Below are 20,537 nucleotides of genomic sequence, written 5' to 3'. Positions count from 1 at the left end.
CAAGCTGAAGCCGGCCGTTAATAACACAGCGGATCAGAGCAGCACCACGTCGTATTGTTCCTGGGAGTACATGGTTTCAACCTGAAAACGAATGGTTCGCCCGATAAAACCTTCAAGTTCCGCGACATTACCCGACTCTTCGTCAAGCAAACGGTCAACCACCTTCTGGTTAGCCAGTACACGATAGCCTTCAGCCTGATAGGCGCGAGCTTCACGCAGGATCTCCCGGAAGATTTCATAACACACGGTTTCCGGGGTCTTGAGCTTGCCACGACCCTGGCAACTGCTGCACGGTTCGCAGAGCACCTGCTCGAGACTTTCGCGCGTGCGCTTGCGCGTCATCTGCACCAGGCCCAACTCGGTGATGCCGATGATGTTGGTCTTGGCGTGATCGCGCTCCAGCTGTTTCTCAAGCGTACGCAGCACCTGGCGCTGATGCTCCTCATCTTCCATATCGATGAAGTCGATGATGATGATCCCGCCGAGATTGCGCAGGCGCAGTTGCCGGGCAATCGCGGTGGCCGCTTCCAGGTTGGTTTTGAAGATGGTTTCTTCAAGATTGCGGTGCCCGACAAAAGCGCCGGTGTTCACATCGATGGTGCTCATGGCTTCTGCCGGATCGACCACCAGATAGCCGCCGGACTTGAGCGGCACTTTGCGCTCCAGGGCCTTTTGAATTTCATCCTCGACGCCATACAGATCGAAAATCGGCCGTTCGCCCGGATAGTGCTCCAGACGGTCGGCGATTTCCGGCATCAGCTCGGCAACGAACTGGGTGGTTTTCTGGAAGGTTTCCCGCGAGTCGATACGGATTTTCTCGATCTTCGGGCTGACCAGATCGCGCAAGGTCCGCAGGGCAAGGCCGAGGTCTTCGTAGATTACGTTCGGTGCACTGACAGTCTTGATCTGCGTGCCAATCTGATCCCAGAGGCGGCGCAAGTAGCGAATGTCCATCAGGATCTCATCGGCACCGGCGCCTTCAGCCGCGGTGCGCAGAATAAAACCGCCGGCCTCCTTGATGCCTTCCTTCGCGACACAATCGGTGACCACTTGCTTGAGGCGTTCACGCTCGGTTTCGTCCTCGATTTTCAGCGAGATACCGACGTGAGCCGTGCGCGGCATGTACACCAGATAGCGCGAGGGAATCGACAATTGGGTCGTCAGGCGCGCGCCCTTGGAGCCGATCGGATCCTTGGTGACCTGCACCACCAGGCTCTGGCCTTCATGCACCAGTGCGCTGATGCTCTCCACCGCCGGGCCTTCACGCAGGGAGATTTCCGAGGCGTGGATAAAGGCTGCCCGATCCAGGCCGATATCGACGAATGCCGCCTGCATGCCTGGCAGAACGCGAACGACCTTGCCTTTATAAATGTTGCCGACAATCCCGCGACGCTGGGTGCGCTCGACATGAACCTCTTGCAGGACACCGTTTTCGACCACCGCCACGCGCGATTCCATCGGCGTGATGTTGATCAGAATCTCTTCACTCATGGCAGGGTCTCGTTCAGGCATATTCACGATTATGGCCGCATCAAATCAGTACGGCGCTTGGCGCGCGACAAGGTTTTGCCAACAGGGTATGCCGAAATGGCCGAGCAGTTCCGCGGTTTCGCACAGCGGCAGGCCAACCACGGCGGAATAACTGCCGTTGAGTGCCGCGACAAACACCGCACCAAGACCCTGAATGCCATAGCCGCCAGCCTTGTCCTGTGGCTCGCCGCTGGCCCAGTAGGCCGCTGCCTCTTTATGACTGATGAAGCGAAAACGCACCAGACTGCGCACCACGCGTGATTCGCAATACTGGCCATCAAGCACAGCGATGGCGGTCAGCACTTCATGTTCACGCCCCGACAGGTTCATCAACATGCTCAGCCCTTCGGCCTCGTCGAGCGGTTTGCCCAGTATCTGCCCATCGAGCACCACGGCCGTATCGGCACCCAACACACAAACGGGCGCACCCGGCTGGTTGAGCGCCAGCAACGCACAACCGGCCTCGGCCTTGCTGCGCGCCAGGCGCTCGACATAGGCCGCAGGGGACTCGTTAGTCAGTGGGGTTTCATCGATGTCCGCGCTGATGGCGGTGAACGGCACGCCGATCTGCGTGAGCAGTTCACGCCGACGCGGCGAGCCCGAGGCGAGGTATAGCGGATTCATCAAGACATCTCCCTGTCGAGGTGCGGGCTAATGCCTGACCGAATAAATTAATGGATTTTGTAGCGGCGGCTCAACCCACGCAATCCGAAGCTGACCCAGGGCCAGAGCAAGGCGCTGATCAGTGCAGGCAAAAGTACGGCCAGCGTCTGACGGTTACCGGTCAAGGCGCTGAGCCACAATTGCAGCAGTTGCGCGAGCCCCAGGATCACCAGGATCACCAGGCTTTGCTGCCACATCGGAAACATCCGTAAACGCGGCCGCAGCGTCATGATCAAAAAGGTGATCAGGGTCAGAATCAGCGCATTGTGCCCCAGCAAGGTTCCGAACAGCACGTCTTGCGCCATGCCCAGACACCAGGCCGTGAGCATCCCGACTTTCTGCGGCACTTCCAATGCCCAATACGCCAACGGTAGCGCGAGGAACATCGGACGTAATATTTCGACATGCGGGAACGGTACGATGCTGAGCAACAAGCCGATGACAAATGTCAGCCAGATCATCCAGCCATTACGGGAGCGGGTACTGGCCATTATTCTCTCCCCTGAGTGGTGGCTTCAGGCGCCGCGGCAGGCGGTTTGGCCGCCGGCTTGGCGACCGCTGCCGGTTTGACTGCCGCGGAACGCGCAGCAGGCTTGGCCGGGGTCGAAGGTTTGCTCGCAGGCTTGGCCGCCGCGGGTGTTGCCGTTGCTGGCGCAACTGCCGTGGCAGCGGGCGCCGGGGCAATAGTGGCGGCAGGTTTTGGTACGGTGGCTGGCACAAATGCCGCACCGCCGGGATGCTGATCTGCGTCCTGGGCCTGGGCAGCTTCGTTGGCGCGCTCTTCCGGGGTGCGGCTATCGCTGAACACCAGCAACATGTAACGACTGCGGTTGAGCGCTGCGGTCGGCACTGCACGCACGATGGCGAACGGCTGGCCGGAATCGTGGATCACTTCCTTGACGGTCGCCACCGGGTAACCGGCCGGGAAACGCTGGCCGAGACCGGAACTCACCAGCAAGTCGCCTTCCTTAATGTCAGCCGTGTCCGCCACGTGACGCAATTCCAGGCGTTCCGGGTTACCGGTGCCGCTGGCAATCGCCCGCAAACCGTTACGGTTCACTTGCACGGGAATGCTGTGGGTGGTGTCAGTCAGCAGCAACACCCGCGAGGTGTAGGGCATCAACTCGACTACCTGCCCCATCAGACCACGGGCATCGAGCACCGGCTGGCCGAGTACTACGCCGTCGCGCTCACCTTTGTTGATGATGATGCGATGGGTGAAAGGGTTGGGATCGACGCCGATCAACTCGGCCACTTCGACCTTCTCGTTAACCAGGGCCGACGAGTTGAGCAACTCGCGCAGCCGAACGTTCTGCTCGGTCAAGGCCGCAAGCTTTTGCATGCGCCCCTGCAGCAGCAGGTTTTCAGTCTTGAGTTTTTCGTTTTCGGCGACCAGTTCGGTACGGCTGCCAAATTGACTGCTCACACCCTGCCACAACCGCTCCGGCAGGTCGGTGATCCAATAGGCATCCATCAAGACCAGCGACATCTGACTGCGCGCAGGCTTGAGCACTTCAAAGCGGGCATCGACCACCATCAGCGCGACCGATAGCACGGCCAGCACCAGAAAGCGCACGCCCATTGAGGGGCCTTTGGCGAAAAGCGGTTTAATAAGCCGCTCCTCCCAGGCAAATGTTCTCTTTATTCATACGCCATCAAACCGGCCTGGATGCAGACTGACAGAAGATAAACGCCAACAGGCAGCACTGCAAAGTGCTGCCTGCGCGCGGAACAGCATAGAAGCCTCCGGCGAAATTATTCGCTGGAGAGCAGGTCCATGGTGTGTTTATCCATCATTTCCAATGCACGGCCACCGCCGCGGGCAACGCAGGTCAGCGGATCTTCAGCAACGATCACCGGCAGACCGGTTTCCTGGGCCAGCAACTTGTCGAGGTCACGCAGCAAGGCGCCACCTCCAGTCAGTACCAGGCCACGCTCGGCGATATCCGACGCCAATTCCGGCGGGGATTGCTCCAGCGCGCTTTTCACGGCCTGAACGATGGTTGCCAGGGACTCTTGCAGAGCCTCCAGCACTTCATTGGAGTTCAGGGTGAATGCACGTGGAACGCCTTCAGCCAGGTTACGGCCGCGAACGTCGACTTCGCGAACTTCACCGCCCGGGTAGGCCGTGCCGATTTCCTGTTTGATGCGCTCGGCGGTGGACTCGCCGATCAGGCTGCCGTAGTTGCGACGCACGTAAGTGATGATCGCTTCGTCGAAGCGGTCGCCGCCAACCCGTACGGATTCGGCGTAAACCACACCGTTCAGGGAGATCAGCGCGATTTCAGTGGTACCACCACCGATATCGACGACCATCGAACCGCGCGCTTCTTCAACCGGCAGGCCGGCACCGATCGCAGCGGCCATTGGCTCTTCGATCAGGAACACTTCACGGGCACCGGCACCCAGCGCCGATTCACGGATGGCACGACGCTCGACCTGAGTGGATTTGCATGGAACGCAGATCAGCACACGAGGGCTAGGCTGCAAAAAGCTGTTTTCGTGAACCTTGTTGATAAAATACTGCAGCATCTTTTCGCAGACGCTGAAGTCGGCAATAACGCCGTCCTTCATCGGACGAATGGCAGCAATGTTGCCCGGTGTACGGCCGAGCATGCGCTTGGCCTCGGTGCCGACAGCAACGACACTTTTCTGATTACCGTGGGTCCGAATGGCCACAACCGATGGTTCATTCAGGACGATACCGCGCTCGCGCACGTAAATAAGGGTGTTGGCAGTGCCCAGGTCAATGGAAAGATCGCTGGAAAACATGCCACGCAGTTTCTTGAACATGGGAAAGGGACCCTAGGCAACGCGTGGGTAAAAAAGTGCGGCAAACTCTAACAACGACAGGGATTTTGGGCAAGGCGCCAATATGTTAAATTGGCCGCTTTTCTGTGCACCAACCCCCTCAATCGCGGCCTTATGACCGTAGAAATGCGGTAGTGTTCCGACAATCTAACACACGGACAGCGTCCGTTCTGTTTTCCACTGGAGAATCCCATGGCGCTTGAACGCTCCGACGTGGAAAAAATCGCTCATCTGGCCTGCCTTGGCCTTGATGATGCCGATCTTCCACACATCACTTCGGCCCTGAACAGCATTCTCGGGCTGGTCGACGAAATGCAGGCTGTCGATACCGACGGTATCGAGCCTCTGGCCCACCCACTGGAAGCCAGTCAGCGCCTGCGTGCAGACGTCGTGACCGAGTCCAATCACCGCGAGGCCTATCAGTCCATCGCACCAGCGGTCGAAAACGGCCTGTATCTGGTTCCGAAAGTCATCGACTAAAGGGAAAGAGCCTGCAATGCATCAATTGACTCTGGCCGAGATCGCCCGCGGACTCGCCGACAAAAAGTTTTCTTCCGAAGAGCTGACCAAAGTGCTGCTGGCGCGTATCGCCCAGCTCGACCCTCAGCTCAACAGCTTCATCAGCCTCACCGAAGACCTGGCGCTCCAGCAGGCGAAAGCCGCTGACGTGCGCCGGGCCAACGGTGAGAGCGGCGCCCTGCTCGGCGCGCCGATCGCTCATAAAGACCTGTTCTGCACCCTGGGCATCCGCACCAGCTGCGGCTCGAAGATGCTCGACAACTTCAAGGCCCCGTATGACGCCACCGTGGTCGCCAAGCTGGCCGCTGCCGGGGCCGTGACCCTGGGCAAGACCAACATGGACGAATTCGCCATGGGTTCGGCCAACGAGTCGAGCTACTACGGCGCGGTGAAAAACCCGTGGAACCTGGAGCACGTACCCGGCGGTTCGTCCGGTGGTTCAGCGGCGGCCGTTGCCGCTCGTCTGTTGCCAGCAGCGACGGCCACCGACACCGGCGGTTCTATCCGACAGCCGGCCGCCTTCACCAACCTCACCGGCCTGAAACCGACGTACGGTCGTGTTTCGCGCTGGGGCATGATCGCTTACGCGTCCAGCCTCGATCAGGGTGGCCCGTTGGCGCGCACCGCTGAAGACTGCGCGATCCTGCTGCAAGGGATGGCCGGTTTCGACCCGAAAGACTCCACCAGCATCGACGAACCCGTGCCGGACTACAGCGCCGGCCTCAACGGCTCGCTGCAAGGCCTGCGCATCGGCGTACCGAAGGAGTACTTCGGGGCAGGTCTCGACCCGCGTATCGCCGAACTGGTTCAGAACAGCATCAAGGAGCTGGAAAAGCTCGGCGCGGTGGTCAAGGAAATCAGCCTGCCGAACATGCAGCACGCGATTCCTGCGTACTACGTGATCGCCCCGGCCGAAGCCTCCTCCAACCTGTCGCGTTTCGACGGCGTGCGTTTCGGCTATCGCTGCGAAAACCCGAAAGACCTGACCGACCTCTACAAGCGTTCGCGCGGCGAAGGTTTCGGCCCGGAAGTGCAGCGCCGGATCATGGTCGGTGCCTACGCGCTGTCGGCCGGCTACTACGATGCCTACTACCTGAAGGCGCAAAAAATCCGCCGCCTGGTGAAAAACGATTTCATGGCAGCCTTTAATGAAGTCGACATCATCCTCGGCCCAACCACGCCGAACCCGGCCTGGAAACTCGGCGCCAAGAACAGCGACCCGGTCGCTGCGTACCTGGAAGACGTCTACACCATCACCGCCAACCTCGCGGGCCTGCCGGGCCTGTCGATGCCAGCCGGTTTCGTCGATGGTCTGCCGGTTGGCGTGCAATTGCTCGCCCCGTATTTCCAGGAAGGCCGCTTGCTCAACGTTGCGCACCAGTACCAGTTGAACACCGACTGGCACACCCGCACCCCGACAGGCTTCTGAGGAGAAACACATGCAATGGGAAGTCGTGATCGGGCTGGAGATTCATACCCAGCTCGCCACCCAATCGAAGATTTTCTCCGGCAGCGCCACTACATTTGGCTCTGAGCCCAATACCCAGGCCAGCCTGGTAGACCTGGGCATGCCCGGCGTACTGCCGGTGCTGAACCAGGAAGCGGTGCGCATGGCGGTGATGTTCGGCCTGGCGATTGACGCCGAAATCGGCCAGCACAACGTGTTCGCCCGCAAGAACTACTTCTATCCGGACCTGCCGAAGGGCTACCAGATCAGCCAGATGGAATTGCCGATCGTCGGCAAGGGCCACCTGGACATCCCGCTGGAAGACGGCACGGTCAAACGCGTCGGCATCACCCGCGCGCACCTGGAAGAAGACGCCGGTAAAAGCCTGCACGAAGAATTCAACGGCGCCACCGGCATCGACCTGAACCGTGCCGGCACGCCGTTGCTCGAGATCGTTTCCGAACCGGACATGCGCAGCGCCAAGGAAGCCGTGGCCTACGTCAAGTCGATCCACGCGCTGGTGCGTTATCTGGGCATCTGCGACGGCAACATGGCCGAAGGTTCGCTGCGTTGCGACTGCAACGTGTCGGTCCGTCCAAAAGGCCAGGTCGAGTTCGGCACGCGCTGCGAGATCAAGAACGTCAACTCGTTCCGTTTCATCGAGAAGGCGATCAACACCGAAGTACGTCGCCAGATCGAACTGATCGAAGACGGCGGCAAAGTGATCCAGCAGACGCGCCTGTACGACCCGAACAAAGACGAAACCCGCGCCATGCGCAGCAAAGAGGAAGCCAACGACTACCGTTACTTCCCCGATCCGGACCTGTTGCCGGTGGTCATCGAGGACTCGTTCCTCAATGACATCCGCGCCACCCTGCCGGAACTGCCACCGCAAAAACGCGAGCGCTTCCAGGAGCAGTTCGGCCTGTCGGTCTACGATGCCAGCGTATTGGCCTCGAGCCGCGAGCAAGCCGACTACTTCGAAAAAGTCGTGAGCATCGCCGGCGACGCCAAACTGGCGGCCAACTGGGTCATGGTCGAACTGGGCAGCCTGCTGAACAAGCAAGGCCTGGAAATCGACGAAGCACCGGTCTCGGCCGAGCAGTTGGGCGGCATGCTGTTGCGCATCAAGGACAACACCATCTCCGGCAAAATCGCCAAGACTGTGTTCGAAGCCATGGCCAACGGTGAAGGCAGCGCGGACGAGATCATCGACAAGCGCGGCTTGAAGCAGGTCACCGACAGCGGCGCAATCTCGGCCGTACTCGACGAAATGCTCGCAGCCAACGCCGAACAGGTTGAACAGTACCGCGCGGCTGACGAAGCCAAACGCGGCAAGATGTTCGGCTTCTTCGTGGGCCAGGCGATGAAAGCCTCCAAAGGCAAAGCCAACCCGCAACAGGTCAACGAACTGCTGAAAAGCAAGCTCGAGGGCTGACCGGAATGGAGCCAGATTTAAAGCCTGGCTCACCCTCCTGTGGGAGCGAGCCTGCTCGCGATGACGGCGGCACATCCACCATCGATGTGACAGACATTCCGCCATCGCGAGCAGGCTCGCTCCCACATTTGTTACAGGGGTACCGTTAATGAAACGTCTACTTGGCGCGTGCGCCCTGCTCTCTCTGCTGGCCGGTTGCGCCAGCACCGATGTCATTGATCCACGCGGTTACGACAAGACCGGCGTGGCCTCGTACTACGGTGCCAAACACCAAGGTAAACGCACCGCCAGTGGCGAGCGTTTCAACGCCAATTCCCTGACCGCTGCCCATCGCCAGCTACCCTTTGGCACCCGGGTGAAGGTCACCAACCTCAATAACGATAAATCCTGTGTCGTGCGTATCAACGATCGCGGGCCACATACCCGTGGGCGCCTGATCGATCTGTCTCGTGAAGCGGCCCAGCGGTTGGGCATGCTGGGCAGTGGCACCGCGCGGGTTCGCGTGCAATCGCTCGACAACTGACTGACGGAGCCCAGGTTATTTTCGGACTTGCCGATTTACCACTGCTCAGCGTGCTGCAACTGTTCGGTGGCCTGGTCCTGCTGATCGCCGGCGCCGAGTTACTGGTCCGCGCCGCCGTGCGCCTGGCCGCACGCTTGAAGGTGCGTCCGTTGATCATCGGCCTGAGCGTCGTCGCCCTCGGCAGCAGCGCGCCGCAAATGGCGGTCAGCCTGCAAGCGACCCTGATGCAAAACACCGACATCGCCGTCGGTAGCGTGATTGGCAGCAACATCTTCAACATCCTGGTCACCCTCGGACTCTCGGCGCTGATCATCCCGTTGCGGGTCTCCCGGCAGTTGGTGCGCCTGGATATCCCGGTGATGATCGGCGCCAGCCTGCTGGTGTTCGCCCTCGCCTGGAATGAACGACTGACGCCGCTCGACGGCACCATCCTGTTAGCCGCGCTGGTGCTTTACCTCGGGTTGTTGCTGCGCCAGTCGCGGCACTCGGTGCACCCGCAGACCACCCCGGCGGACAGCGCCAACGCATCCGGCGCGCCGTGGTTGAGCAGCGTGTTGCTGATGCTCACGGGGCTGGCGTTGCTGGTGTTGGCCGGGCATCTACTGCTCAGTGCAGCGGTCGAGGTGGCGACCGAACTCGGCCTGTCAGAACGCATCATCGGTTTGACCATCATTGCCGTCAGCACGTCGCTGCCGGAACTCGCCACCTCGCTGATCGCTGCCTTGCGTGGTCAGCGCGACATCGCCGTGGGCAACGTGATCGGCAGCAACCTGTTCAACCTGCTGGGCGTGCTGGGCGTCACCGCCCTGGTCGCGCCGACGCCGCTGTCGGTATCGCCCAATGCACTGGATTTCGACTTGCCGGTGCTGCTGGCGGTCAGCGTGCTGTGTTTGCCGATGTTCTATTCCGGCTATCGAATCACCCGCGCCGAAGGCCTGCTGTTCCTGGCCTTGTACCTGGCGTATGGGCTGCATGTCGTGTCGTTTACCACCGGCATGCCACTGGCCGGCAAGCTTGAACACCTGATGCTGTTTTTCGTCCTGCCGGCGCTGGTGGTGTTTTTGCTGTTTACGTCACTGCGCGCCTGGCGCCGCCAACACCACAAGAGGGAATCGCCATGACCGACAAACCCGACTCCAGCAAACCGACCGGCATTGAGGTACGCCGCCAGGTCATGGGCGACGCCTTCGTCGACCGCTCCATGGGCAATGCCACCGAGCTGACCCGACCGTTTCAGGAGTTCGTCAACGAACACGCCTGGGGCGCGGTATGGAACCGCGGTGGCCTGGAATTGAAGACCCGCAGCCTGATCACCCTCGCGGCCCTGACCTCGCTCAAGTGCCCGCAAGAACTCAAAGGCCACGTGCGTGGCGCGCTGAACAACGGCTGCACGGTCGACGAGATCCGCGAAACGCTGCTGCATTGCGCGGTCTACGCTGGTGTGCCAGCAGCGATGGAAGCGTTTCGGGCGGCGCAGGAAGTGATCGACAGTTACCAGAAGCCTGAGTAAGACGCTGGCATCCTGGGCGCCTGCAAAATGGCTATCGCGAGCAGGCTCGCTCCCACATTTGATCTGCGTCGAACACACTATCTGTGCGCGCCGAAAATCCACTGTGGGAGCGAGCCTGCTCGCGATTGGCCCTGAAGAACACCAAAAACCTCGGCATTAGATCCACCCGCCCCACTGCAACACAAAGATCCCGAGGTTGGTGGTGACCGCCGCCATCAACGTGGTGATGACGATGATCGCCGCCGCCAGTTCATGGTTGCCATTGGCCGCCCGGGCCATGACAAAACTGGCGGCGGCCGTCGGGCTGCCGAAGTACAGGAACAAAATCCCCAACTCGGGACCGCGAAAACCCCAGAGCCAGGCCCCCAGCGTGGCCAGGATCGGCAAGCCGACCATCTTCACCAGACTTGAACTCAACGCCAGGTCACCACTCTTGCGTAACGCCGCCAGCGACAGCGTGCCGCCAATGCAGATCAACGCCAGCGGCAAGGTCATCTGCGCCAGGTAGTTGCCGGACGTTTCCAGCCAGCCTGGCAGGCCGATCTTGAAATAAGCGAACGGTGCGGCAGATATCACACTGATGATCAGCGGATTGCTGAGCACGCTTTTGCAGATGCTCCAGGGATCGGACTTGATCACCGGGCTGTACACCGCCAGCACGATGGTCGACAGCGTGTTGTAAAACAGGATCACCAGCGCGGCAAGAATCGCCCCGAGGGAAATCCCGTAGGCGCCGTACATGCTCGCCGCCAACGCCAGGCCGATGACCCCGTTGTTGCCGCGAAACGCGCCTTGGGTGTAGATCCCGCGATCCTCTCGCGGGCAACGCCAGATCGCCCAGCCCCAGGCAATGGCGAAACACGCCAGGGTCGCCAGTGCAAAGTAGATCAGCAGCGCCGGTTTCAAGGCCGCGTGCAGGTCGGCGTGCACAATCCCGAGAAACAGCAGCGCCGGCATGGTGACGTTGAACACCAACGCCGAAGCGGTGTGGATAAAGTCGTCGTTGATCCAGTTGATGCGCTTGAGCAGAACGCCCAAAAACAGCATGGCAAAGACTGGCGCGGTGATGGTCAGCGTTTCGAGAAAGATTGCCAGCATGCCGGGTGAACCTTGAGGGGCGTCGTTAGGGGGCTAATGATAAGCCACCGAGGACGCTGGCGTCTGGTAGACCTCCATCGCGAGCAGGCTCGCCCCCACAGGTTCAGCGCCATCCTTGTGGGAGCGAGCCTGCTCGCGATGAACGATAACGCGGTCCTACGTGATAGGCGCCGGGTTGAACAAGGTAATGTCGTTGTGCAGTTTGTGCCGCTCCGCCCAGGTGTGTTTCCTGCCGCTGGCCACGTCCAGATAGAAGTGAAACAACTCCCAGCCCAACTCTTCGATGGAAGCGCGTCCAGTGGCAATCCGTCCGGCATCGATGTCAATCAGGTCCGGCCAACGCTGGGCCAGTTCGGTTCGGGTCGAGACCTTGACCACCGGCGCCATCGCCAGGCCATAAGGCGTGCCGCGCCCGGTGGTGAATACGTGCAGGTTCATCCCGGCCGCCAGTTGCAAGGTGCCGCAGACAAAATCACTGGCCGGTGTCGCACAAAAAATCAGCCCTTTGCGCTTGAAGCGTTCGCCAGGGCCGAGCACGCCGTTGATCGCGCTGTTGCCGGATTTGACGATCGAGCCCAGGGATTTTTCGACAATGTTCGACAACCCGCCTTTCTTGTTACCCGGCGTGGTGTTGGCACTGCGATCCGCTTCGCCCTTGGCCAGGTAGCGGTCGTACCAATCCATTTCGCGCACCAGTTCCTGGGCGACTTCCTTGGTTTGTGCCCGCGAAGTCAGCAGATAGATCGCGTCGCGCACTTCAGTGACTTCGGAAAACATCACCGTCGCCCCAGCCCTGAGCAACAAGTCCGAGGCATAACCCAAGGCCGGGTTGGCGGTGATCCCGGAAAACGCGTCACTGCCGCCGCACTGCATGCCGAGGATCAGCTCGGATGCCGGTACGGTTACGCGGCGGCGCTGATCGAGTTTCTTCAAACGGATTTCAGCCAACGCCATGATCTGTTCGATCATCTCGCCGAAACCGTGACTGGAATCCTGCAAGCGATACAACCACGGCTCGCTGAGGTCCACCGAGCTGTCGTTCTCGTGCATCACCTGCCCGGCCTGCAATTTCTCGCAGCCCAGACTGATCACCAACGCTTCGCCGCCCAGGTTCGGGTTACGCGCCAGGTTGCGTACGGTGCGGATCGGGATGTAGGCGTCGGTGGCGGTAATCGCCACGCCGCAGCCGTAACTGTGGGTCAACGCGATCACGTCATCGACGTGCGGGTACTTGGGCAGCAACTCATCCTTGATGCGCTTGACCGCATGGTCGAGCACCCCGGTCACGCATTGCACGGTGGTGGTGATCCCGAGAATGTTGCGCGTACCGACGGTGCCGTCGGCATTGCGATAACCCTCGAAGGTGAAACCTTCCAGTGGCGCTTGTGCGGCCGGCACCTCGGTGGACAGCGGCAGGCTGTCCAGCGGCGGCGCGGTGGGCATGCGCAGTTGATCTTCCTTGACCCAGCTGCCACGCGGGATCGGCTGCAAGGCGTAACCGATGGTCTGGCCATAACGGATCACCTGGCCGCCTTCGGGGATATCCTCCAGCGTTACTTTGTGGCTCTGCGGCACGAACTCCAACGTCACCAAGCCGTCCGGGAATTCAGTGCCGGCCGGTACGCCCTGGTCATTGACCACGATCACCACGTTGTCGCGCTCGTGCAGCCGGATGTAGCGCGGCGAATCGGAATGTTCAATCAACTGCATGACGCCGCTCCTCAGGAATGCGCTTGAGACAATTTGTTAGTCAGTTCGGAGCCATTGGCGGGTGGCTCTTTGAGTACCACGCGCTTGATCGGACCGACGATCACCAGATAGCTGAACACCGCGATCAGCGCATTGCAGCCGACAAACACCAGCGCCCATTTGAAAGAGCCGGTGGTACTGATGATGTAACCAATCACGATCGGTGTAGTGATCGACGCGATATTGCCGAACATGTTGAACAGCCCGCCACTCAAGCCTGCGATCTGTTTTGGCGATGTGTCGGAAACCACCGCCCAACCCAATGCGCCCACGCCTTTGCCGAAGAAGGCCAGGGCCATGAAGCCCACGACGATCCATTCGATGTCCACGTAGTTGCAGGCCACGATACTGGTCGACAGCAACAGCCCACCGATGATCGGCGCCTTGCGGGCGAAGGTCAGCGAGTGGCCCTTGCGCAGCAAGTAGTCGGAAATGAGTCCGCCCAGCACCCCACCGATAAACCCGCAGATGGCCGGCAGCGAGGCAATGAAACCGGCCTTGAGAATGGTCATGCCGCGTTCCTGCACCAGGTACACCGGGAACCAGGTCAGGAAGAAATAGGTGATGCCATTGATGCAGTACTGGCCCAGGTACACACCAAGCATCATGCGGTTGCTCAGCAGTTGGCGCACGTAATCCCACTTCGGCCCGTCACTGCGTTTGCCCTGGTCCTGATCCATGTCGACCAGGCCGCCGTTGTCGGCGATGTGCTTGAACTCGGCGTCATTGATCATCGGGTGCTGGCGCGGGCTGTGGATAATTTTCAACCAGATCAGCGAGAACACGATGCCGATCCCGCCCATCACCATAAACACGTGCTGCCAGCCGAAGGTGTAGACGATCCAGCCCATCAACGGCGCGAAGATCACCGTGGCGAAGTATTGCGCCGAGTTGAAGATCGCCGAGGCAGTGCCGCGTTCGGCGGTTGGAAACCAGGCCGCAACGATGCGTGCATTACCGGGGAATGATGGTGCTTCGGCCAGGCCCACCAGAAAGCGCAACATGAACAGCGCAACGATGGCGGTGGAGACACCGAACTCACCGACATAGCCTTGCAGCACGGTGAACAGCGACCAGGTGAAGATGCTCAGGGCATAGACTTTTTTCGAACCGAAGCGGTCGAGCAGCCAGCCGCCAGGGATCTGACCGGCGACGTAGGCCCAACCAAATGCGGAGAAAATGTAGCCGAGGGTGACGGCGTCGATGCCCAGGTCCTTTTGCAGGCTGGAGCCGGCAATGGCGATGGTGGCACGGTCGGCGTAGTTGATCGTGGTCACCAGAAACAGCATGAGCAGGATTAAATAGCGGACGTGGGTCGGCTTGGTCGCTTGCATGTAGATGTACTCCCACTAATTATTTTTTTTGCGGGTAATCGTTTTGTTTTTTGCTTTCTGTGGGAGCGAGCTCCCACAGAGGCCGGTGTTGCGTGTTACGAACCGATATAGGACGTCTTCACCACGGTGTAGAACTCCTGCGCGTAGCGACCTTGCTCCCGCGATCCATAGGATGAACCTTTTCGGCCACCAAAAGGCACGTGGTAATCCACACCGGCAGTCGGCAGATTGACCATCACCATCCCGGCCTGGGAGTGGCGCTTGAAGTGGTTGGCATACTTCAACGAGGTGGTGGCGATACCCGCCGACAAGCCGAATTCGGTGTCGTTGGCCATTGCCAGCGCCGCGTCGTAATCGGCCACCCGAACGATGTTCGCCACCGGGCCGAAGATCTCTTCGCGGCTGATACGCATCGCCGCCTCACTGTCGGCAAACAGCGTTGGCGCAAGGTAATAGCCTTCGGTGTCGCAAGTCACCAGGCCACCGCCACTGACCAGTCGCGCACCTTCGGACTGGCCGATGTCGATGTACTTCAGGTCCTGTTCCAGTTGTGCCTGGGAAACCACCGGGCCGATGTCGGTGCCGCTTTTCAGGGCATGCCCGACCTTGATCGACTTCATCCGCTCAGCCATGGCCTCGACGAATTTGTCGTGAATCCCGGCAGTGACGATCAAGCGGCTCGAGGCCGTGCAACGCTGGCCGGTGGAATAAAATGCACTCTGCACCGACAGCTCGACGGCTTGCTTGAGATCGGCGTCGTCGAGAATGATCTGCGGGTTCTTGCCGCCCATTTCCAACTGCACCTTGGCCTGACGCGACACGCAGCTAACCGCGATCTGCCGGCCTACACCCACCGAGCCGGTGAAGCTGATGCCGTCGACTTTCGGGCTGTTGACCATGGCGTCGCCGACCACTCGACCGCTGCCCATCACCAGGTTGAACACCCCGGCCGGGAAACCGGCACGGGAAATGATTTCGGCCAGGGCCCAGGCGCAACCGGGCACCAGCTCTGCCGGCTTGAGCACCACGCAGTTGCCGTAGGCCAAGGCCGGGGCGATTTTCCACGCGGGGATCGCAATCGGGAAGTTCCACGGGGTGATCAAGCCAACCACGCCAAGGGCTTCGCGGGTGACTTCGACGTTGACGCCAGGACGCACCGACGGCAGGTAATCGCCGGACAAGCGCAGGCATTCACCCGCGAAGAACTTGAAGATGTTGCCGGCGCGAGACACCTCGCCGATGGCTTCAGGCAGGGTCTTGCCCTCCTCCCGCGCCAGCAAGGTGCCGAGTTCTTCGCGACGCGCGAGGATTTCGCTGCCGACTTTATCCAGCGCATCACTGCGCGCCTGAATGCCTGAGGTCGACCAGGCCGGGAAAGCAGCACGAGCGGCGTCGATGGCCGCGTTCACCTGAGCCAGGTCCGCCTTGGCGTATTCGCCAATGACATCGGACAACTCGGACGGGTTGATATTGGTCGAGTACTCGGCACCTGCGACCCATTGGCCGCCGATGAAGTTGTCGAATCGTTTTACGTCTGCCACAGCACTTTCCCCTTAACAGAAGCCCTTACACAAAAAGCCGCCGATCGCTCAGCGGCCCCGGTTGATTCAGCGGGTTATTGCGCGCCTTGCTTGTCCATCAACGCCGCGAGCATTTCGAACTCTTCTGGCGTCAGGTCAGTCAGCGGGGTCCGTACGGGACCGGCATCGTAGCCAGCGATTTTCGCGCCCGCCTTGACGATGCTTACCGCGTAACCGGCCTTGCGGTTACGGATGTCCAGGTAAGGCAGGAAGAAATCATCGATCAGTTTGCCGACGGTAGCGTGATCGTCGCGGGCGATGGCGTGGTAGAAATCCATCGCCATTTTCGGCAGGAAGTTGAACACCGCCGAGGAATAGACCGGTACACCCAGCGCTTTATAAGCCGCGGCATAGACTTCGGCAGTCGGCAGACCACCCAGGTAGCTGAAGCGATCACCGAGACGGCGACGAATCGACACCATCAACTCGATATCGCCCAGGCCATCCTTGTAGCCGATCAGGTTCGGGCAGCGTTCAGCCAGGCGTTCCAGCAGCGGCGCGGTCAGGCGGCAGACATTGCGGTTGTAAACCACCACACCGATCTTCACCGATTTGCACACGGCTTCAACGTGGGCGGCAACGCCGTCCTGACTGGCTTCAGTCAAGTAGTGCGGCAGCAGCAGCAAGCCTTTGGCGCCCAGACGCTCGGCTTCTTGAGCGTATTCGATGGCCTGACGGGTGGAACCACCGACACCGGCCAGAATCGGCACGCTGCTGGCGCAGGTGTCGACCGCAGTCTTGATGATTTCCGAGTATTCGCTGGCCGCCAGGGAGAAGAACTCACCGGTGCCGCCTGCGGCGAACAAGGCCGAAGCGCCATACGGGGCCAGCCATTCGAGACGTTTGATGTAGCCCGCGCGATGGAAATCGCCCTGAGCATTGAAATCGGTAACCGGGAAGGACAGCAAACCGGAGGAGAGGATGGACTTCAGTTCTTGTGGATTCATTATTCGAACACCCTGGACGCACGTTGTGATGAGAAAACCCGCTCAGCTCTCGCCGAAGTTGTATGTCATCGTACAACTTAAAATACGACCGTCAACTGCATTTCATCGCCAGATGGAAAATCCGGGTAGGAAAAATCACTTCCTTGACGTGGGAAAGTTTGCAGCTATGCTCGACAACAACTGTATATACATACAGCTATTCGAGACACAACCTACGACATATCAAGGAGCTAGAAATGTCAGGTCTACACACCCAATCGCAGGAAAACCTCAATCATGACGACCGGATCATTGCCGATCTGGATCACCTGTTCACAGAACACGGCATTGCCATTTCCGGTGACGGCGATCACCTGATGCTGCTGACTCACAGTCAACACAGGCCCAAACATCACACACCAGGTCTGACTGGAAAATTGCTGAACACCGAGCCTGCACTGCGCTTCGAAGGCGGTGAACACACCGCCATCGGCGATGCCACCCTGCTGCGCTTCGTCAAGGACGCGCCGGCCATTGCGGCCTGGCAAGTGCCATTGCACCTGCCCAATGGCCTGGCACTGAGCTACGGTCAGATCGTTTCGCTAGGCGGTGATTTCTACGGCATTCCCGACCAGCCAATCTGCGATGGCGCGACCCCGGTTGATCGCATCCAGCGTTTTACCGCTGCGTTCAACTCGCTGGCCGTACTGCCAGCGTCGCGAGCGGAGGCCGGGTTGATTCTCGGCGTAATGCAGAAGGAAATCGCCGCCGCCAATCAGGCGATCAGGGACGGCAAACAACCTCACGAGGCCTACGACGCCCTCGGTGATACGTTGTCCGAAGAGTGGAACAAGATCACCGGCGGCGGCAGTTTCGTCTCGGCACTGTTTCCCTTGGGGCGCTATCTGAAACTGGCGGCGAACAATGCCGACCACTTTGGCGAATGGGCGTTGCTGGCGTACATCGCCGGGCACACCGCCGCCCTGCAACAGGCTGTTCTGGCGCACAACAGTGGCGATGAAAAGCAATTGGAACTGGCCTACGCGATGAACGCATTTGCCGACCATTACCTGACCGACCTGTTCTCCGCAGGCCATCTGCGAATCCCGCGCAAACAACTGGCAGCGGCGGTTACGCCGAGTGACCTGGGTTCGCTGATCACCCGTTTCATGCACGACGAAGACAGCAAGTACGGCCTCAACATGAATAACGCCAACGGTGATCAGTGGCATGCCTACGGCGACAAACGCTACTTCGACTCGGTCGACAGCGCCAACCGCAAACAGGTCAAACTCGCGGTCCAGCGCTCGGCTGACGAAGTCTTCGATACGTTCCTCAGCGGTTCACTGCCCGCGCCGTCCAGCTACGTTGCGCTGAAGTACCTGCCCGACCTCAACACTGTGAAAGAACCGGCGGGCAACTTCTCCGGGTTATTTGTTCTGGACGGCAACAAGGTGCTGCGGCGCAGCGATGTCAACAACCTTAACGACAGCAGCAAGATCGACAACTGGTGGGGCTGGAGCACTTACTTGCTGCTCAAGGACTACACGCCGAACAAACCGGCCGGCTACCTGGGCTCCCCAGCCACAGCACCGACGATCCAGGCTGACGGCTGGCAGAGCCAAACGCCTGGCGAACCCAACTGGTTGCCCGGCAATGCCGTGCGTTACGCCTTCAGCTACACCAATGGCTTGAATGAGTCCTACATCGGCCCGTGGTCGAATTACGCGGAGTTGAGCGAACGCTTTCAGCCAACGCTGAACGTGCCGGGCAACGGCGCCTCACGCAACATTTTCCGCCAGTTTCGCGGCGGCTCGCCGGAGCTGATCGGCTCGATCGACGCGCACACCACCACCTTCATAGACCGCAACGCCTGATAAGGAAATCACTGATGACTATCAACCTGACACTCGAACTGGCCTCGGGCCAATCCCTCAACGGCGCACCGCTGGAACTGCTGGCCAATGGCGTGCCGGTTGCGCGGGCGATTGTGGACGACAAGGGCCACGTGGCGTTTGATGCCAAGCCCGGAGCCGGGAAACTGGCGGTGAGGGTGGATCGTTCGATCCTCAAGACAGGTTAAGCCCACCGCCACTGCACCAGCCTTGTAACGCTTGCTCATGATCGTTTCCAACACGTGATGAACGCGCGCTCTACAGTGTGTCGCCGACCATGAATGGTCACGGACGGCTACACATGGAGTGGTGATTTATCATGAGTTTTTCGATCCCGGTGCTTACCCAATTCCCTGCCGGTACGCTTGCAGAGGAAGCGACGGTCACCTTATCGAGCCTGAGTGGCGCCCTGAAGGTCCGGATTCCTGACTCAGACGTGATACCTGCAAATTGGGACGTTTATCTGATCCTCGGGGCGGATGTTGATAACCCTGACTGGGCCGGCCCTGAAGAGCCCACCGGAGTCTGGGACGACGTCTGCGGCGAACCGATAAAAGTGACGGGCCTTGAACTGGAAGTGCCTAAAGCAGAGCTGGAAAGGCACAAGAACGGAACAATCGAACTGCGTTACAAATTCTCGGACGAGTCCAGCCTTGCTCCGAGCTCGGCCCCCATACGGCTTCGTATCGAAGACTAAGCGCTCACCCTGCTCGGCCCCGCTATCAACGCTGCGCCTCTGCCTCTTCATGGGCATGGCGCAGTCGTTCGCGGCTGTTGGTCAGGTGCAGGCGCATGGCCGCGCGGGCTGCGTCCGAATCCTGGCGGGCGATGGCGTCATAGATTTCTTCGTGTTCACGTGCCAGGCGATTCATGTAGTGCTGCTGGTCATCGTGGGCCAGCCGCGCAGAATTGAGCCGGGTACGCGGAATGATGCTGGTGCCCAGGTGGGTCATGATGTCGGTGAAGTAGCGGTTGCCGGTGGCCAGGGCAATCTGCAAATGGAACTGGAAGTCCGATGCCACCGCATCGCCGGCGTGGGCGGCGCTTTCGTTCAGGGCATCCAGAGCCGCGCGCATCAAGGCCAACTGTTCGGGGCTGCGGCGTTGTGCTGCCAAGCCTGCGGATTCCACTTCCAGGCTGATGCGCAACTCCAGGATCGCCAGCACATCGCGCAAGGTCACCACGGTCGCCGGATCGATGCGAAAGCCGCTTGGGCTCGGCGTGTCGAGCACAAACGTGCCGATACCATGACGGGTCTCAACCTGCCCCGCCGCCTGCAAACGCGATATCGCTTCACGCACCACGGTGCGGCTGACGCCATGGGCTTCCATGATCGCCGACTCGGTGGGCAACTTGTCGCCACGCTTGAGCATGCCATCGCGAATCTGCTCGGACAGTACCGTAACCAGTTCCTGCGCGAGGCTGCGGCGCTTGCGCGGAAGACGGGGGGCGTCGATCGGGTTTTCCATGGTGAACATCAGTCTCAGGCAAACGGTGGTGAACGCATCATAGCG

Annotated in this window: 20 protein-coding genes; 9 read left to right on the top strand and 11 right to left on the bottom strand. The window is 60.2% G+C overall.

Annotated features, from left to right (window positions below; all coding sequences use genetic code 11):
* Positions 1–33: 33 nt before the first annotated feature.
* The 5 genes from rng to mreB all read right to left on the bottom strand — a co-directional run bounded on the left by rng (position 34) and on the right by mreB (position 4,986).
* The gene (gene rng, locus AC1DIH_RS16865; protein ID WP_054594003.1) at positions 34–1,491 is read right to left on the bottom strand and encodes a ribonuclease G; all 1,458 of its coding nucleotides are present in this window, start codon (positions 1,489–1,491) and stop codon (positions 34–36) included.
* 45 nt (positions 1,492–1,536) lie between these two features.
* Complete coding sequence (locus AC1DIH_RS16860) at positions 1,537–2,154, bottom strand: Maf family protein (RefSeq protein WP_477772534.1); 618 nt, start codon at positions 2,152–2,154, stop codon at positions 1,537–1,539.
* A gap of 47 nt (positions 2,155–2,201) precedes the next feature.
* Positions 2,202–2,684 (bottom strand): rod shape-determining protein MreD, encoded by a 483-nt coding sequence (mreD, locus tag AC1DIH_RS16855; RefSeq protein WP_427546838.1) that lies wholly within the window; start codon positions 2,682–2,684, stop codon positions 2,202–2,204.
* On the bottom strand, positions 2,684–3,805 hold the full coding sequence (mreC, locus tag AC1DIH_RS16850; RefSeq protein WP_477772630.1) for a rod shape-determining protein MreC: 1,122 nt from the start codon (positions 3,803–3,805) through the stop codon (positions 2,684–2,686). Before mreC ends, mreD begins: the two co-directional genes overlap by 1 nt.
* 143 nt (positions 3,806–3,948) lie before the next feature.
* Positions 3,949–4,986 (bottom strand): rod shape-determining protein MreB, encoded by a 1,038-nt coding sequence (gene mreB / locus AC1DIH_RS16845; RefSeq protein ID WP_002555108.1) that lies wholly within the window; start codon positions 4,984–4,986, stop codon positions 3,949–3,951.
* A 210-nt stretch (positions 4,987–5,196) separates the two neighbouring features.
* Here mreB and gatC point away from each other — a divergent pair, with 210 nt between their 5' ends.
* The 6 genes from gatC (at position 5,197) to AC1DIH_RS16815 (ending at position 10,441) form a co-directional block, all read left to right on the top strand.
* Positions 5,197–5,484 (top strand): Asp-tRNA(Asn)/Glu-tRNA(Gln) amidotransferase subunit GatC, encoded by a 288-nt coding sequence (gene gatC, locus AC1DIH_RS16840; RefSeq protein WP_477772533.1) that lies wholly within the window; start codon positions 5,197–5,199, stop codon positions 5,482–5,484.
* 16 nt (positions 5,485–5,500) lie between these two features.
* Positions 5,501–6,952, top strand: coding sequence for an Asp-tRNA(Asn)/Glu-tRNA(Gln) amidotransferase subunit GatA (gene gatA / locus AC1DIH_RS16835; protein WP_477772532.1), 1,452 nt, complete (start codon positions 5,501–5,503; stop codon positions 6,950–6,952).
* Between the two features lie 10 nt (positions 6,953–6,962).
* The gene (gene gatB, locus AC1DIH_RS16830; protein ID WP_477767676.1) at positions 6,963–8,408 is read left to right on the top strand and encodes an Asp-tRNA(Asn)/Glu-tRNA(Gln) amidotransferase subunit GatB; all 1,446 of its coding nucleotides are present in this window, start codon (positions 6,963–6,965) and stop codon (positions 8,406–8,408) included.
* Between the two features lie 148 nt (positions 8,409–8,556).
* Positions 8,557–8,931, top strand: coding sequence for a septal ring lytic transglycosylase RlpA family protein (locus tag AC1DIH_RS16825; protein WP_477772531.1), 375 nt, complete (start codon positions 8,557–8,559; stop codon positions 8,929–8,931).
* 50 nt (positions 8,932–8,981) lie between these two features.
* Positions 8,982–10,052 carry a calcium/sodium antiporter gene (locus AC1DIH_RS16820; RefSeq protein WP_477772530.1) on the top strand — a complete coding sequence of 357 codons (1,071 nt, stop codon included), beginning with the start codon at positions 8,982–8,984 and terminating at the stop codon, positions 10,050–10,052.
* Positions 10,049–10,441 (top strand): carboxymuconolactone decarboxylase family protein, encoded by a 393-nt coding sequence (locus tag AC1DIH_RS16815; RefSeq protein WP_477772529.1) that lies wholly within the window; start codon positions 10,049–10,051, stop codon positions 10,439–10,441. The genes AC1DIH_RS16820 and AC1DIH_RS16815 overlap by 4 nt, the downstream gene beginning before the upstream one ends.
* A gap of 156 nt (positions 10,442–10,597) precedes the next feature.
* Here the strand turns inward: AC1DIH_RS16815 and AC1DIH_RS16810 are convergent, their stop codons facing one another.
* The 5 genes from AC1DIH_RS16810 to kdgD all read right to left on the bottom strand — a co-directional run bounded on the left by AC1DIH_RS16810 (position 10,598) and on the right by kdgD (position 17,149).
* Positions 10,598–11,539 carry an AEC family transporter gene (locus AC1DIH_RS16810; protein ID WP_477772528.1) on the bottom strand — a complete coding sequence of 314 codons (942 nt, stop codon included), beginning with the start codon at positions 11,537–11,539 and terminating at the stop codon, positions 10,598–10,600.
* 156 nt (positions 11,540–11,695) lie between these two features.
* Positions 11,696–13,249, bottom strand: coding sequence for a galactarate dehydratase (garD, locus tag AC1DIH_RS16805; protein WP_477772527.1), 1,554 nt, complete (start codon positions 13,247–13,249; stop codon positions 11,696–11,698).
* An 11-nt stretch (positions 13,250–13,260) separates the two neighbouring features.
* The gene (locus AC1DIH_RS16800; RefSeq protein WP_477772526.1) at positions 13,261–14,622 is read right to left on the bottom strand and encodes an MFS transporter; all 1,362 of its coding nucleotides are present in this window, start codon (positions 14,620–14,622) and stop codon (positions 13,261–13,263) included.
* Positions 14,623–14,717: 95 nt separating this feature from the next.
* Complete coding sequence (locus AC1DIH_RS16795; protein ID WP_477772525.1) at positions 14,718–16,163, bottom strand: aldehyde dehydrogenase family protein; 1,446 nt, start codon at positions 16,161–16,163, stop codon at positions 14,718–14,720.
* 74 nt (positions 16,164–16,237) lie between these two features.
* A complete protein-coding gene (kdgD, locus tag AC1DIH_RS16790; protein ID WP_019691870.1) occupies positions 16,238–17,149 on the bottom strand; it encodes a 5-dehydro-4-deoxyglucarate dehydratase in 912 nt (303 codons plus the stop codon).
* A gap of 236 nt (positions 17,150–17,385) precedes the next feature.
* Here kdgD and AC1DIH_RS16785 point away from each other — a divergent pair, with 236 nt between their 5' ends.
* The 3 genes from AC1DIH_RS16785 to AC1DIH_RS16775 all read left to right on the top strand — a co-directional run bounded on the left by AC1DIH_RS16785 (position 17,386) and on the right by AC1DIH_RS16775 (position 19,720).
* Positions 17,386–19,005 (top strand): phospholipase, encoded by a 1,620-nt coding sequence (locus tag AC1DIH_RS16785; RefSeq protein WP_477772524.1) that lies wholly within the window; start codon positions 17,386–17,388, stop codon positions 19,003–19,005.
* Between the two features lie 14 nt (positions 19,006–19,019).
* Positions 19,020–19,211 carry a hypothetical protein gene (locus AC1DIH_RS16780; protein ID WP_477772523.1) on the top strand — a complete coding sequence of 64 codons (192 nt, stop codon included), beginning with the start codon at positions 19,020–19,022 and terminating at the stop codon, positions 19,209–19,211.
* Positions 19,212–19,342: 131 nt separating this feature from the next.
* The gene (locus AC1DIH_RS16775) at positions 19,343–19,720 is read left to right on the top strand and encodes a hypothetical protein (protein ID WP_477772522.1); all 378 of its coding nucleotides are present in this window, start codon (positions 19,343–19,345) and stop codon (positions 19,718–19,720) included.
* A 25-nt stretch (positions 19,721–19,745) separates the two neighbouring features.
* On the opposite strand, the gene AC1DIH_RS16770 is transcribed toward AC1DIH_RS16775, so the two are convergent.
* Positions 19,746–20,492, bottom strand: coding sequence for a FadR/GntR family transcriptional regulator (locus AC1DIH_RS16770; protein WP_054598177.1), 747 nt, complete (start codon positions 20,490–20,492; stop codon positions 19,746–19,748).
* Between the last annotated feature and the right edge of the window lie 45 nt (positions 20,493–20,537).

The organism is Pseudomonas sp. 05N36, assembly GCF_056397385.1.
Note: the sequence above shows the minus strand (reverse complement) of the source record. Positions and strands in the feature narration are given on the sequence as shown.

What these genes read in the sequence shown, in the direction of transcription:
- AC1DIH_RS16810 (WP_477772528.1), bottom strand. Translation starts at nt 11,539, where the DNA reads ATGCTGGCAATCTTTCTCGAAACGCTGACCATCACCGCGCCAGTCTTT.
- AC1DIH_RS16815 (WP_477772529.1), top strand. Translation starts at nt 10,049, where the DNA reads ATGACCGACAAACCCGACTCCAGCAAACCGACCGGCATTGAGGTACGC.
- gatC (WP_477772533.1), top strand. Translation starts at nt 5,197, where the DNA reads ATGGCGCTTGAACGCTCCGACGTGGAAAAAATCGCTCATCTGGCCTGC.
- rng (WP_054594003.1), bottom strand. Translation starts at nt 1,491, where the DNA reads ATGAGTGAAGAGATTCTGATCAACATCACGCCGATGGAATCGCGCGTG.
- kdgD (WP_019691870.1), bottom strand. Translation starts at nt 17,149, where the DNA reads ATGAATCCACAAGAACTGAAGTCCATCCTCTCCTCCGGTTTGCTGTCC.
- mreB (WP_002555108.1), bottom strand. Translation starts at nt 4,986, where the DNA reads ATGTTCAAGAAACTGCGTGGCATGTTTTCCAGCGATCTTTCCATTGAC.
- AC1DIH_RS16800 (WP_477772526.1), bottom strand. Translation starts at nt 14,622, where the DNA reads ATGCAAGCGACCAAGCCGACCCACGTCCGCTATTTAATCCTGCTCATG.
- AC1DIH_RS16780 (WP_477772523.1), top strand. Translation starts at nt 19,020, where the DNA reads ATGACTATCAACCTGACACTCGAACTGGCCTCGGGCCAATCCCTCAAC.
- gatB (WP_477767676.1), top strand. Translation starts at nt 6,963, where the DNA reads ATGCAATGGGAAGTCGTGATCGGGCTGGAGATTCATACCCAGCTCGCC.
- AC1DIH_RS16775 (WP_477772522.1), top strand. Translation starts at nt 19,343, where the DNA reads ATGAGTTTTTCGATCCCGGTGCTTACCCAATTCCCTGCCGGTACGCTT.
- gatA (WP_477772532.1), top strand. Translation starts at nt 5,501, where the DNA reads ATGCATCAATTGACTCTGGCCGAGATCGCCCGCGGACTCGCCGACAAA.
- mreD (WP_427546838.1), bottom strand. Translation starts at nt 2,684, where the DNA reads ATGGCCAGTACCCGCTCCCGTAATGGCTGGATGATCTGGCTGACATTT.
- AC1DIH_RS16770 (WP_054598177.1), bottom strand. Translation starts at nt 20,492, where the DNA reads ATGGAAAACCCGATCGACGCCCCCCGTCTTCCGCGCAAGCGCCGCAGC.
- AC1DIH_RS16785 (WP_477772524.1), top strand. Translation starts at nt 17,386, where the DNA reads ATGTCAGGTCTACACACCCAATCGCAGGAAAACCTCAATCATGACGAC.
- garD (WP_477772527.1), bottom strand. Translation starts at nt 13,249, where the DNA reads ATGCAGTTGATTGAACATTCCGATTCGCCGCGCTACATCCGGCTGCAC.
- AC1DIH_RS16860 (WP_477772534.1), bottom strand. Translation starts at nt 2,154, where the DNA reads ATGAATCCGCTATACCTCGCCTCGGGCTCGCCGCGTCGGCGTGAACTG.
- AC1DIH_RS16825 (WP_477772531.1), top strand. Translation starts at nt 8,557, where the DNA reads ATGAAACGTCTACTTGGCGCGTGCGCCCTGCTCTCTCTGCTGGCCGGT.